The 13,598-nt window shown below is 53.0% G+C and carries 12 protein-coding genes; 1 reads left to right on the forward strand and 11 read right to left on the reverse strand.

Annotated elements, in window-relative coordinates:
• Nucleotides 1-933: UDP-N-acetylmuramoyl-tripeptide--D-alanyl-D-alanine ligase (locus AC0LWM_RS25335; protein ID WP_474677800.1), on the reverse strand; the 933-nt coding region annotated here is incomplete at its 3' end.
• A 159-nt stretch (nucleotides 934-1,092) separates the two neighbouring features.
• On the opposite strand from AC0LWM_RS25335, the gene AC0LWM_RS25340 reads away from it, so the two are divergent.
• Complete coding sequence (locus AC0LWM_RS25340) at nucleotides 1,093-1,914, forward strand: GNAT family N-acetyltransferase (protein WP_474677801.1); 822 nt, start codon at nucleotides 1,093-1,095, stop codon at nucleotides 1,912-1,914.
• Here AC0LWM_RS25340 and AC0LWM_RS25345 read toward each other — a convergent pair.
• From AC0LWM_RS25345 to AC0LWM_RS25390, 10 genes are all read right to left on the reverse strand, one after another.
• Nucleotides 1,845-2,504, reverse strand: a complete 660-nt coding sequence (locus AC0LWM_RS25345; RefSeq protein WP_474677802.1) for a YdcF family protein — start codon at nucleotides 2,502-2,504, stop codon at nucleotides 1,845-1,847. The genes AC0LWM_RS25340 and AC0LWM_RS25345 overlap by 70 nt on opposite strands.
• An 18-nt stretch (nucleotides 2,505-2,522) precedes the next feature.
• Nucleotides 2,523-3,200: an alpha/beta hydrolase gene (locus tag AC0LWM_RS25350; RefSeq protein ID WP_474677803.1), complete on the reverse strand. Its 678-nt coding sequence runs from the start codon at nucleotides 3,198-3,200 to the stop codon at nucleotides 2,523-2,525.
• A complete protein-coding gene (locus tag AC0LWM_RS25355) occupies nucleotides 3,190-3,756 on the reverse strand; it encodes a ribonuclease FAU-1 family protein (protein WP_474677804.1) in 567 nt (188 codons plus the stop codon). Before AC0LWM_RS25355 ends, AC0LWM_RS25350 begins: the two co-directional genes overlap by 11 nt.
• Before the next feature lie 72 nt (nucleotides 3,757-3,828).
• Entirely contained in the window at nucleotides 3,829-4,434 is a 606-nt protein-coding gene (locus AC0LWM_RS25360) for a peptidylprolyl isomerase (RefSeq protein ID WP_474677896.1), read from the reverse strand.
• Between the two features lie 355 nt (nucleotides 4,435-4,789).
• Complete coding sequence (locus tag AC0LWM_RS25365) at nucleotides 4,790-6,040, reverse strand: ABC transporter substrate-binding protein (RefSeq protein WP_474677805.1); 1,251 nt, start codon at nucleotides 6,038-6,040, stop codon at nucleotides 4,790-4,792.
• A gap of 257 nt (nucleotides 6,041-6,297) precedes the next feature.
• Complete coding sequence (locus AC0LWM_RS25370; RefSeq protein ID WP_474677806.1) at nucleotides 6,298-7,176, reverse strand: ABC transporter ATP-binding protein; 879 nt, start codon at nucleotides 7,174-7,176, stop codon at nucleotides 6,298-6,300.
• 3 nt (nucleotides 7,177-7,179) lie between these two features.
• On the reverse strand, nucleotides 7,180-10,044 hold the full coding sequence (locus AC0LWM_RS25375) for an ABC transporter permease (RefSeq protein WP_474677807.1): 2,865 nt from the start codon (nucleotides 10,042-10,044) through the stop codon (nucleotides 7,180-7,182).
• A 22-nt stretch (nucleotides 10,045-10,066) separates the two neighbouring features.
• Nucleotides 10,067-11,098, reverse strand: a complete 1,032-nt coding sequence (locus AC0LWM_RS25380; protein WP_474677808.1) for an efflux RND transporter periplasmic adaptor subunit — start codon at nucleotides 11,096-11,098, stop codon at nucleotides 10,067-10,069.
• Nucleotides 11,073-11,783 (reverse strand): ABC transporter ATP-binding protein, encoded by a 711-nt coding sequence (locus AC0LWM_RS25385; protein WP_474677809.1) that lies wholly within the window; start codon nucleotides 11,781-11,783, stop codon nucleotides 11,073-11,075. The genes AC0LWM_RS25380 and AC0LWM_RS25385 overlap by 26 nt, the downstream gene beginning before the upstream one ends.
• 222 nt (nucleotides 11,784-12,005) lie before the next feature.
• Nucleotides 12,006-13,595 (reverse strand): response regulator transcription factor, encoded by a 1,590-nt coding sequence (locus AC0LWM_RS25390; RefSeq protein ID WP_474677810.1) that lies wholly within the window; start codon nucleotides 13,593-13,595, stop codon nucleotides 12,006-12,008.
• Nucleotides 13,596-13,598 lie beyond the last annotated feature (3 nt).

A 13,598-nucleotide genomic window follows, 5' to 3' on the forward strand; every position in this document is an offset into this window, starting at 1 on the left:
CCCGCTGGCGATCCTGTCGCCGGAAATGCCGAGCCGATCGGCCACGGCAATGGCGGCCAGGGCATTATGGACGTTGTGCTTGCCAAGCAGAGGGATGAACAGATGAGGGAGCTCGGGGCGATTGGTCATGAAGCGGATGCCCCCGGGCTCCTGCTCCATCGAAGTGACATCATAGTCGTACGATGCAGCAACCCCGAATTCAATCCGCTCCCAGAGGCCGCCCCCTTCCCAAGCGGCGTTCGACAATAACGGCTCACCGCCCGGAACGACAAGCGTTCCGCCTGCTCGCAAGCCCTGCGTAATCTCGCGCTTGGCCGCGGCGATCCGCTCTCGCGACCCCATGGACGACAGATGCGATAATCCGATCATCGTAATGACGGCGACGTCCGGAGCGGCGATTTCCGACAGACGGGCGATTTGGCCGGGCTCGCTCATCCCCATTTCCAGAACGGCCACCTCGGTTTGCGGATCGATTTCGAGTAAGGATAGAGGAAGTCCGATTTGGCTGTTGAGGTTTCCTTTTGTTTTGTAGACCGAATAGGTCGTGGAGAGAATGGCATCGATCAAATCCTTGGTCGTCGTTTTCCCGTTGCTTCCCGTGACGGCGACGACTTTAACCGGAAGCCTCTTGCGATACGCCGCGGCAAGGCGCTGCAAAGCGGCAAGCGTATCGTCGACATGGATGAGCGGCACGCCCTCGGGAGCGTTCGGCTCCGACTTTTGCCACAAGGACGCTGCGGCGCCGTGGGCAATCGCCGCCTCCACGTACCGGTGTCCGTTGTCCACCCGCCGAATGGGAACGAACAATTCACCGCCTCGTATCGTTCTCGAATCGATGGAAACGCCCCTCATCGTTAACGTTGCATCAACCGCGGCGGCTTCAACGTTTCCGTCTACGATTGCGGCGATATCCCCAAGGCTTGATTCAAACATGCTTCTCGCCTCCCTATACAAATCATGCAAACATCAACGAAAAAACACTTTACGCACGATTAAATATACAATAAAATGTATAATTATTCCGAACTTGCATAAATCGATTTGAAACTGGGGCTCGGAAATAACACAATACAGCCTATCGGGGGAGCCAATATGATGACAAACGAACAGCGCAGCCTCGCCGCTTTCATTGAGGAACTCGCGAGTAACACATGGCCGGCCAAATATGTGCAGCATTACGGCAGCTGGACGTTCCGAGCCAACGACGGCGCTTCGAAACGGGCGAACAGCGTTCTGCCGCTTGGCGCGATGCCGCCTTACGCCGGTTGGTTGGATGAGGTCCGCGCCTTCTACGCAAACCACAGGCTGCCGGTCCGCTTTTCGATCAGCGACGCATCGCCGCCCGAATTAGATCCGATGCTGGAGCAGCTTGGGTATGTGAAGGAAACGGAGTGCTCGATTCTGATCGCTTCTGCGAGAGATGTAGCTTCAACAGCCGGCAACCGGCTTCCGGAAGGATATTCGGCCAGCTTCTGCACGAGACCTTGGCAGGCATGGATGGACGCTTACATTCAGATCGAAGGCTACGCCGAGGAAATGCAAGCTAAATACCGCGACATCGTGAGCCGGATCGCGCCGCGCAAATCCTTCATCCTCGTCCAGCAAGGCAGCGAGGCGGTCGGGATCGGCACCGTCGTTGCCGAGCGAGGCTGGGCCGGCTTCGTCAATATTGCCGTAAGCGAAAGCCACAGGCAGAAAGGACTTGCCACCTTCATCATGGCGGCTCTGTCCGAACAAGCGGTCCGGCTCGGCGCCCAAAGTCTTTATCTGCAGGTCGTGAATGACAATCCACCCGCGCTAGCGCTATACGGAAAGCTTGGATTCACCCCGTTATATCACTATCATTACCGGACGGAAATCGGGTCCTCAGCGCCAAAATCGAGCAGCAGCTTGTCGGCCATCCATTTGGAATAAGCCAGCAGTTCGCGGCCGGTGTTCCAAGGAACATTCATCACTTTGGTCGGCGTCGTGGAAGCAACCGGGTTCTCGAAGCCCAAATAACGAGCGATATCCAGCGATCGGGCCCCGTGATAGCGATGTGTGATGATGACCGCGCTTTTCCAGCCTTTATCGTCCATCAGACGTTTGCTGAACAATAAATTTTCGTACGTATTCGTCGCTTTATTTTCAAGCACGATCCGATCCTCCGGCACGCCCATGGCAACTAACGCTTTGGCCATGCCCTCCGCCTCGGTGAGCCGAGAGTTGTTCCCGTCAAGACCGCCGGTTACGATCAATGCGCGTACCCGGCCCTCTTTAAATACTCTGTACGCTTCCTCAAGCCGTTCTTTCAAGCCGGGGCTCGGCTTGTCTTTCCATAACGCGGCGCCTAACACGATGCCGACATCCGCCGGTTCGGCGTTCGGCGTGTTGTCCACCGTGAGAATATGCCACAAAATATAAACAAACCATATGAAAGCTGCTAACGCAAAAAGAGAAACAATCCTCAGCGCTGTCGCAAGCGCTTTGAGAACTCTCCGCTTCTTCCGCGGAACGGTCTTCATTAACATCACCTTTATCGTCTATTTCTGCAAAAAAGCAAGAACCGTACGGAACAATTCGTCCGCCTCTTTGTCTTGACAAATCATGTGCCGCGATTGCAGGAACCAGCGCAATTCCTTCTCTCCTTGAACTTGATCGGCAATGTAACGGGCGCTCGAAGGATGGATGACCTGGTCCCGTTCGCCCTGAACGATTAATACAGGCACGCGTATGCGGCTGAATTCCGGCTTCAATTGACGGACAAGCCTGCTGAATTGCCAGGTTGCAAAAAGCGGCGTCTGGTGCGTTTTGGACAAAAGCCGCCTTACGGAACGGTCTTCCTTCCACTGCTCCAACGCCGCTTGCGCGAATCGTACCGGACTCATATATATGACGGCTGCGTTCAGCAGCACAAGCCTTCTTACACGGTGACGGTTGGCCAAATAAGCCGCGATAAGGCCGCCCATGGAGAAGCCGACGAGGTCAAATTGGCCGTACGACCGTTCGAGCCTCTTCGCGGCTTCCGTACCGCTGGCTACCCACTCCTGCCACTGGGTATCGCGCATGGAGCGGCTGTCCTCGCCGTGACCGGCAAGCGTAGGCGTATCGCAGGCCCACCCATGCCGCTCCAGATATCGTGCGAGCGGCTCGATTTCATGGGGGCTGCCCGTAAATCCGTGCAGCAGCAGGCATGCTTGCGTTGCCGAGCTATGATCCATGACTGCCCCCGTTCCTTGGCACAGCCGTGAACAATTCCGCTCGATGCCTTACCGACATTTGCAAAAAATTGAATTCGTTGCGGCGAATCGTCTCTAGCACCTTCGCAGCCTCGGCTTTCGCCATCCGGTAGTCGTCATTCGAAATGGCGCCCTGCTCATAAGCCTCCAACAGCTCATCCTCGTCGAGCAGGAACACCTCGCCCGAAGGCAGGACGATGATATCCAGGAACAAATCGTCGAACCAAGGAACCCCTTGATCGGTAACGCCTTGAGACTTGCAAATATCTATGTACCATTGAACGACATGTTGCTTGGCATCGAACATCGTCGTCACGACGTAATGCTCGTTTTTCGGGAAATGCTGAAGCCAGGAATAACCGTTGTCCGCCAAACACAGGCGGGTACCGTTGTATTCCTTCCACAGCGGGTCCCGCAGCTGGTGTATGAGGTAAAGCGTGACGTAACCAGTAAACTCGTCGCCGGTCAGATAGAGGGATTGATAGCTCTTGCTCGTAATCCGCCTCCAATTCGCCCGATCCGAAAATTTTCGTTTCATGACGATGTTCCTTTCCCGCGGAACGAAGAAACAAAAAACGTGCTGCGTGCACGTTTATCGCTTCTGCTGCCGCTACTTTTCTTCGATCTCGATCGAGTCGATCGTAACTTTTTCCGTCGGCTTGCTCATTTCGTCACTAGCTCCCGGCCCAACAGGAGTCGCGGCGATATTCAGCACCGTGTCCATACCTTCGACGATTTTGCCGAAGATCGGATAGTACGGCTGAGGATTCAAAATCTCCGAGCTTTTTTCCGTTGTGCAGATAAAGAATTGGCTGCCGCCCGTATTCGCGCCTGCGTTTGCCATCGCGACAATTCCCGGTTCGTATGAATATTTGGAACCCAGTTCGTCTTTAATGGCATATCCGGGGCCGCCTGTTCCGTTGCCGAGCGGATCGCCCGTTTGAATCATGAAATCTTCGATAATGCGATGGAACGTTACACCGTTGTAAAAACCTTGTTTTGAAAGGAATACAAAGTTATTGACCGTGATCGGAGCGTCTTTTGCGAACAGTTCGATCGTAAATTTGCCTTTGGAGGTCGTCACATGAGCTTTATACGTCTTGCTCGTATCGATCTCCATCTTCGGAGGTTCCGTCCAGCTTTTCACCTTGGAATCCCCATTCGACGAGGCGTCCGGTTTGGTCGGTTTTGCGCCGCATCCGGCAAGCAACAACATGGATACTACTAGTATACTTACAAATGGCAGCCATAATACCCTTCTCAAAGCTTGCTTCACTCCAACTCGTTGTTTTTTTCAGAAAATTATACCATACTCGTCCTTTCGATACAAAACTAATGCAATATGATAAATGGCATTTATGTTTAATGTCATTAATCATATATGAGATAAAATAAATAACCCTCAGCGGGTGCAGGGGTTATTGTTTTTTGCGTGCATTTTTTGTCCCCCGTTCAGGAGGAAGCAGATACTGCTCCCTCCATCGTTCTGAAAACAAGGAATAATTAACACATACCTGCAGTTTCAGTTCTGATAAAAAACATAAAGTATTAGTCGAACATCACCCTCGATATTACGGCACAATTTCGGGATACACATGCGGCAGCTTCGTATCAATTTCGTTGGCGTATTGCGACAAGATCGCTTGAATATTACTCCCCTTCTTGAAAAGGGCCTCAACATCCAAGGTTACAGCAAGATTGCGGTTATCATTAAAAGAGTTGTAAAAAATAAAAGAGGCAGGCTCTGCGTCTTGTAAACCCCGACTCAAAACGTTCAGCAGAGATTCATCGGCCACCCATTCCGAAGTGGAATCACCGGTTTGATTCTGTATCGTATGGTTGATGAGCAGTGGCATAGGTTGGTCTTGAGCTAAATACTCCAAGAGCTTCCATGAAAGTTGTTTGTTTTGCGATGCGCTTGTCATCGACAATCCGCTAATGGCGGCAGTGTTGAAGCGCTGTCCTCCAATGCTCGGCAATGAGGCAACCTTGACCTTAAGGTGATCTCGATAAGTCAGCCAACCGGCGTATGATTGGATCGTAATGGCGCAATTGGCCTCTAAATTGCAATCAAAACTAACGATCGAAGCCTCCTTTAGCCGTTGGAATGCAACCTGAGTGTCCTTGCTATCGAAATATCCTGCAGCTTGTTTACGATCCGGTGAACTGAAGCGGCCTCCCATCCCCATAATAAAAGGCTCGAGGATATTGAACATGGGGTATATTGCGGTCTGATACCCATACGTTCGAAGTTGTTCAGCAATGTTGAGGAACTGCTCCCAAGTCCAACTGTCATTAGGATAAGGAATGCCTGCGGCATCAAACGCCTCGGGCTTGAAGTACATAACAATAGGATATGCAGTTATAGGTAAACCAAGGTAAGCGCCGTCGGACATCGTTGCCTTTAACAAGTTTTCGTAGATGGGATCCCATGAAGTGCCTCGGTTCATGAGATACGGATTCAGATCCGAAATGACTTGTTTATCATATAAATACCGCATTTGATCAGGAACGAGCTGAATAAGATCATACGCAGGTTCTTTATTGCTAGTTGATAGGCGGGAAAACATTCGCTCGTAGTTGAAATTAATAAGTTTGTCCACCTTGATCTTCACGTTCGGATGTTCCGCCATAAACTCCTTCATTTTTACTTCGATCGGCAGCTTCTTCCTAAGGTCTTCGTTGCTCACCGACAACAAAATGCGCAAAGTCACAGGCTCCGTATTTTCTTCCAATACTTCGACTTCGCTTGCCTTATCACAGGCGGAAACAAGAATAGATAACAACAGAAGAAGAATTGCTGTAAACCGTAATGATTTCAAATTTTTCGCCATCCTAACTCACGCAGTTTTAGATATATCTTATCGTGCCGATTTGCACCAAACGCACTCATTCAAAAAGTTGATATATCTAATTTCCATTATACATAATATACCATAGTAATTCAATACTTTTATAGCAACTTTTGCTATAACAAAAAGCGGTTGCCAGCATTATCGCTGCGCAACCGCTTCTAGCGCTCCATTCGGAGCCATCTTCCGTTTATAGTCTCAATCAAACAAGAGACAGAATCCTTCTTCTATCCTTCCGGCGGCAAAATAACGATTTTGCCGTCCTCCAGCGTCAGCTGAACCTTGTTCGTATTTTTGATGCCGATCGACTCCAAGTAGTTCGTCGGAATTTGCAGTCGTCCCGCCCTGTCGAGCACCGCATATTCGACGTGGGACTCGTCTTCGGCGATAAGCCCCTGCTCCAGCTCCGCCAGCTCCTCGGCATACGATTTACGGCGGATCATCTCCGACGAGGTTTTGCCGTCCCGGATCGCGACGACGCGGTCGACCTTCTTCGCCAGCAGCGGATCGTGCGTGACGATGACGACCGTCAGCCCGAGGCTGCGGTTCAGGTCGCGGAACAAGTCCAAGATCTGGTTTGACGTCTTCGTATCGACCGAACCGGTCGGTTCGTCGGCAAGCAGCAGCTTTGGATAATTCGCCAGCGCAATCGCAATCGCCACGCGCTGCTGTTCTCCGCCGGACAGCTGGTTCAGGCGGTTTTTGGCGCGGTGGCTTAAGCCGACGGCATCCAGCAGTTCAATGGCGCGCTGCCGCTTGCGGCGCCCTTGCAGCAAAATCGGTAGCTCCACATTTTCAAGCGCGGTCAAATACGGGATCAAATTGCGCGCATTGTTCTGCCAGACGAAGCCAACCGTCTCGCGCTTGTACTTCATCAAGTCGCGCTCGGTGAACTTGAGCAGGTTTTTCCCGTCGACGAACAGGTTGCCCGCGGACGGCCGATCCAGGCCGCCTAGCATGTTGAGCAGCGTCGATTTGCCGCTGCCGCTATTGCCGATGATCGCCATCAACTCGCCGGGCTCGACGTGCAGATCGAGCCCTTGCAGCGCGACGACCTCGAGGTCGGCCGCCTTGTATATTTTCACCAGGTTATCGCAATGGATCACGGTTTAATCCTCCCCTAACTTGATCGCTTGATGGATTTTGATGCGCGACAGCAGGACGCTGAGAATAATTAAACCAAGCGTTACCATAAACGCGACGATGGAATACAACCGGATCGAGTCGAGCGAGTCGTTGATCACTTCGAACGGCGGCACTTGCGCGGCCGGGTTGAACGAAATCTGGAACATCGGAACGAAGAGCCGGCTCGCCAAATTGCCGCATAACACGCCGATCGCAATCGCGGCACCCGACGTCAATATTTGCTCCGCGATAAGCATGCCGACCAGCTGCGGGAAGGAGATGCCCATCGCTCGCAGCATGCCGAGCTGAAGCGTTCGTCCGGACAATGACAAGATCCAGTACAATAAGAACCCAAAGAAACAAATCGCGATCGAAATCATAAAGCCTAACGTCATGACGCCGTTAATCGACATTTGGAACGGATCGTTTTTGGCTGCTTTCAGCTGCTCCCGCGTATTGGTCAAGCCCGTGACGGGAATCTTCTGCGCGGCCAATTCATCGTATAGCGGCTGCACAAGGGCATCCTTTTTCAGCTTGATCCATACCTCGTAAGGCTCCAGTGCCAGTGCTCGCGCAATATATTCGCGATGGCCGACGATCAACTTCGGCTTATCGGCGTTGTTCGACTTTTCGCCGGACCCTTTCGGATTCGGATTAAAGCCGGGGAAAAAATCGATAATGCCGTAAATAACGAAGCTGCGTGTCCCGGCTTCGCTCCATCCGACCTGAATCGGATCGCCCTCCTTGGCCCCCGTTTGCTCGGCGATGGAACGGGAAATGAGCACGGCCGTCGGATTCGTCGACAGCAAATTCAAATAATCATAAAAATGGTGCGGCAGCAGACCGTCCTTCATCCATACCGTCCTGCCGAAGTCGTCCGTGTCGATGCCCATCAGCTTCGTCGACCCGGAATTGTTGCCCGCGCTGTAATCCGCGTTTTCTTTGATAAACACTTTAGCGGTTTGCTCCACACCGGGCAGCTTCGTCAGCGGTTCATACGGCGCTTCCGTATACTGCACTTTCTTCGGCGGGCCTTCGGCCGCGGGTGGCGGACCGCCCATACCTGGCATCGCCGGAGGAGGCGCATCGTTTTCCCACCGAATATTCAGAGTGAGATCGGCGCCGTTTTTATACAATATTTTTTCCTGCGTATTGATGTTGATCGTCCTTGCCGCACTGGCGCTGAACAATCCCGTCGACAGCGTGATGATCAGGAACACCATCAGAAACTGATAATGGCTCGTCGAACGGCCGACCTGAATAAGCGTCGAGTAAAGCGACGGCGGCCACCATTTGCGCCCGACCCAATAGACGAAGCGGACAAAAAACGGATAAATTCGTAATATAAACAACCCCGAACCGATAATAAACAATGCCGGGACAAGGAACAGCAGCGGATCGATGTTCATATCCGTCGTATCCAGCCCTAGCTTCTGGAGGTCGTTCATCCGAGTGTGGAACGTTCTTAACCCGTACACCGAAACGCCGATCAGAATAATATCGATAAAAAATTTATGGAAAAACGACGTTTTCTTCAAACGGGACATCTGCTGTTTGTGACCGACGATCGATACTCTCGTCGCCAGGAACGCCGGAATAAGCGTCATAATGACGGAGCTCACGACGGCGATAAGCGCGTATTGGTATGCCTGCTCGCCAACCCTCACCTTCAGTGACGCCCGTTGGACGAATTCGAGGAATCCGTTTGATGCACCCAGCATTTTGGTTAAGAGCATGCCGAGCATCGGCCCAGCGACAAAGGCGATCACCCCGAGCAGAATCCCTTCGATCACGTACGAGCATATAATTTGCAGCCGGCTGGCGCCGCGGCTTCGCAGCACCGCGATTTCGGTTTTTTGCCGGTCCGTAATGAGGTTCGAAACCATGAATAGATAAAAGCCCAACATAATAATGACCGGAATGTTAAGCGACCATAACAAAATCCGAAGCTTCGTCTCCCGTTCCGCATACTTCTCCATCGTTTTCAGAGCGGGCGCTTTGACCGCGTAGTTGAAAAAGCGGTTTTTCAGCACCGTATTCACCCAGCGGTTCGTATCGAAAAAGCTTTGCATCGTCGTTAAATCCAATTGCGTATAGTCAAGCGCAAAGTACCAGAAGTTCGATACGTGCGGCAGTTTCCCGCCGATCCGAAAATCCTTTTCATACAGATCGAACGGCACGAAAATGGACTGCTTGTAGCTGGAAAACGTAGTGTTGTACCAGAACGTGTCGTATTCCGATTTGCGCGTGAACACGCCGACCGGCTTGATCTTAACCGGCTCAAGCACCGCCTTGTCCTGAATGACGAACACGTTGCCGAGGACCATCTTAAGAGTGGACAACCCGCCGTCCGGAACCATCACCTCATATACGCCGTCAACGGGTTCATTGCTCGGCAACCGTCCGTCGATGAGCTCGATGTGCTCTTCGATCCCCTTCATGGCGCTGACCTGCGCGATACGGTTGACTTTCGGATCGATAAGCGTGCCCTCATCCGGCATCAGCTTCAAATATTGGGTGCCGCGTTCGAATACGATGAAATGAGCCGGAATGCCGAATGAAGGCAATGCCTTCTCCACCATGAACTTATCGACTTGATCCGTATATTTAAGCCGTTTCGCCGCGTCCAGGTCGCTCATATAGGAGGAACCCAGGAACGCTCCCGGGAATTGGCCGGAATCGTTTTGCGACAGCTCCAAATCTTTGACGAGCATCCGCTGCAGTATCGCATCCGTATAGATCGGCATGCTGCTGACGAGGGCAACGGATAACACGAGGCCAAGCAACAAGCTGAGTTCCAGCCATTTGTTTTTGACCATTTTGCGGAAAATCATTACAAAAAGCGCCATGGCTTAGCTGCCTCCCAACCCGTTATTGCAAGATCACTTGCTGGCCTTCCTTCAGCCCTTGCGTAATCTCCACTTCCGTTGAAGATTCGATTCCCTTTTCCACGTCGATTTCCCTTACGCTTTTGCCGTCAAGCACCTGGACATAGTTACGGCCCAAATAAGCACGCAAACCACGGCGAGGAATCTTAAGCGTATCCGTCCGTTTTTGCGTAACGATCGTAATATCGGCGAACTTGCCGATCTCCGCTTTATCCGGAATTTTATCCATCGTAAAATAAGCCGTCTTCGAGTACTTCTCCATCAATTCCCGATTTTCCGTGAACGGCGCCGAAGAAGGCGCTTGCACGACTTTGCCTGTATATTTGTTCTTGTCGAACTCGATTTCGGCGGTCATGCCGACTGTAACATCGCCAAGATTGTTGCTTTCGCTGGAATAAGATAAACGAAGCTGGCTCGTATCCGCGATCACGATCAGCTTGCGATCCGAATCGATGTAATCGCCCGGCTTGGAATCGTCGGTAAAGATAACTTGCCCGTCCATCGTCGCGCGCATTTCTTTGGCCGCTTTTTTCTTCAGCACGTTGTCGAGTTGGATTTGGGCGATATCGAGCTCCAGCATTTTGATTCTCATCTGACTCACGTCCTGTTGTTCCTTCGCACCGTCCAGTGCGACTTTCACCTTCTCCACTTCAAGCTGCCGCTGCTTGATTTCAAGGTCGATGCCTTCCAGCTCCAGCTGGACGAGCAGATCGCCTTTCTTCACCATATCTCCGGCTTTGACATTAATGGAAGCCAGCTTGCCCCCACCCGATTCGAACTTGTAAAATTCCTGCTTCGTCGATTCGAACGTCGCGACGCCCTTCACTTGCTTCTGAATATCGCCGCGCTTGACTTCGAACGTTTCGTAGTTTTCTTTAAGCGGCTTGAATAACGGCGGCTTTAATGCTTCCTCCTCCGCCGGAAGTAGCGAACATCCGGAAACGGTTGCCGAGATGCAGCTGATCGTGAGTGCAAAAGCGAGCCTTTGTTTAGCCTTGATCCACAATTTGTCCATCCTCCAATGCGTAAACGTGATCGACGATTTCCATAATAGCGGGATCGTGCGTCGTCAGGATGATCGTCATGCGCTCTTCGCGCACGAGATCCTTGAACAGCTTCATCACCTGCAGCCCCATCTTGCTGTCGAGCTCGGCCGTAGGTTCGTCCGCCAGAATAAGCCTGGGCCGGTGGGCGATCGCTCTTGCGATCGCAACGCGCTGTTGCTCTCCGCCCGACAGCTCAAACGGCCGATGCTTCATTCTCGCCTTCATGCCAACCGTCGATAACGCGTGCTCCGCAAGCTGCTTATGATCCTTGGTCGGCGTACCGGAGATGCGAAGGCCGAACTCCACGTTCTCGTAAGCGGACATCAGCGGCATCAGCGCAAACGATTGGAACACAAGCCCCATTCGGGTGCGACGCAGCACGTTGCGCTCCTTCTCGGACAACCCGGTCAGTTCCTGCCCCATAAAATAAATCGATCCTTCGGTCGGCCGGTCAAGCGCGCCGAGCAAGTTAATCAGCGTTGTTTTGCCGGAGCCGGATCGTCCTCTCAAAGCGACAAGCCTGCCTGGAGGTATCGATAAATCGGCACCCTTTAGAGCATGAACCGCCGCTTGCCCGCGCCCGAAAGTCCGTTTGACGCCGATCGCTTGAATAAGCGGTTCGCTGCTTGTTTCCGGTTTCGGTTCATTCAACATTCGTGCACCCCTTTTATACTTTGACGAAGTCAAGGTTGTTCATCTTCAATGTAACCTGGCGGCACACGGCAAAAAAGCCCCCATTTTGTTGGAAAAGGGGGCTTTTTGTTCGAAATGCTATTCGTTGAATATGTAAGAAAAGCTTCTATTCGAAGCCCTTTCCACGATGAATGACCCTGCGTAAGAGGAAGCTTTTCTTGCGCCACTGCGGTATCGCTGAGATTACCGTTGAAGCACGTATTCCTTGGGGGAGCAGCCGACGAGCTTACGGAACGTCCGGGCGAACGCTTTGGCATCGGAAAAGCCTACGGATTCGGCAATTTCATACACCTTCTTCGCATCCCCGGACATGAGCAGCTTCTTGGCCTCCTCGATACGGATGCTCGTTAACGATTCAACAAGCGATTCGCCGGTTTCCCTGCTATACAGATCGCTTAAATAGCTCCGGCTCAGCTTCACGTGATCGGCGATATCGACCGTGCCGATATTCCGCCGATAATTGTCGCGCATAAACTGAATCGCCTTGCGGACGAACGGATTGCTCGAAGTCGCGTGAATGACGCCGCCGAAGCGCCGGCTCCACAGCTCCCGCATCGCCGCCGACAGCCACTGCGTCAGACCGTGCGCATCGAAGCAATCCGCAATGGCCGGCTTGGAAACGTACAGCCGTTCAAACTCGTCCAGAGCCGCGTAGTTCTGCTCCCGGGCGTATCCAAGCGCAAGGGCCAGCAGCTCGAACGTAAAGCCATGCAGCTTCGCGATATCTGGCTTTGCCTCGCGAATCCAATCTGCAATCCCTTCGGTGCGGTGCAGGAGTGCTTCTCCGTTGGCGGTTGCGATGGCACGCAGCAAATCGTTGCGCAGCTCGTAAGGAAACGCCGGATCGTCCGATACGCCCGTAAGCCCGTCCAGCCCGACGATCGTGCCGTGAGTCGTTCCCGGCGCGGCGGCATAATAAGCGTGCCTGATTTGACGCTGATGAAGCTGTAGGCTGGCCTGCAGATCGGACAGCTGCCGAATGACCGGGCCGATGCCGACAAACCAGCGGGTGTCCGGTGCCGTCTCCTGTCCTGCCGAGTCCCGCAGCAGCCGGTTGACGGCAGTCGCATGATGATAGCACCATTGGTGCGCGAACAGCTTGGACTGCATGGCCGAAGCGTCGCAAGGGTAGTACAACAGCAGCGCCTGCTCCTGCCAGGTGACGGCGGCGGCGCAATCGGCGAACGGCAATCCGGCGGGAAGAAGCTCATCTTTGGGAGCCCAATAGACCATCAGCGAAACGACAGCCCCCGTCTGGGCGAACAGCTCGGCTTCCAGCTCGCCGTCCGCTGCGGTTTGCTGATGGATATACCGGCGAATCCGCTCGGACAGCCGCATTTGCTTCGTTTGCTCGATTTGCTGCTGCCACCGCCCCAGTTGATCGCGCGCCGCTCGTTCCTGCTCCAGCTTCTCCCGCATTCCTTGCAGAATGGCGACCAGTTCTTCGGTCTCCATCGTTGGTTTCAGGATGTAGTCGCTTGCCCCCAGCTTCATCGCTTCTTTCACGTAAGCAAAATCGTCCAAACAACTCAGCACGAGCACGGCGACATCGTGATTACTTTCGCGGGCTTTGCGGATCAGCTCCAGCCCATCCATGCCCGGCATCAATATATCGGTAATGAGAATATCGACCGCCTCGCTTGCCATGAGGTCCAGCGCCTCAAACCCGTCCGCCGCTTCACCGGCGAGACGAAAGCCATGTCGCTCCCAGTCGACCAGCGTGCGCAAGCCGACGCGAATGATCGGTTCATCGTCGACAACGATAATATTCATACG

The sequence above is a fragment of the Paenibacillus sp. sgz302148 genome, assembly GCF_056120465.1.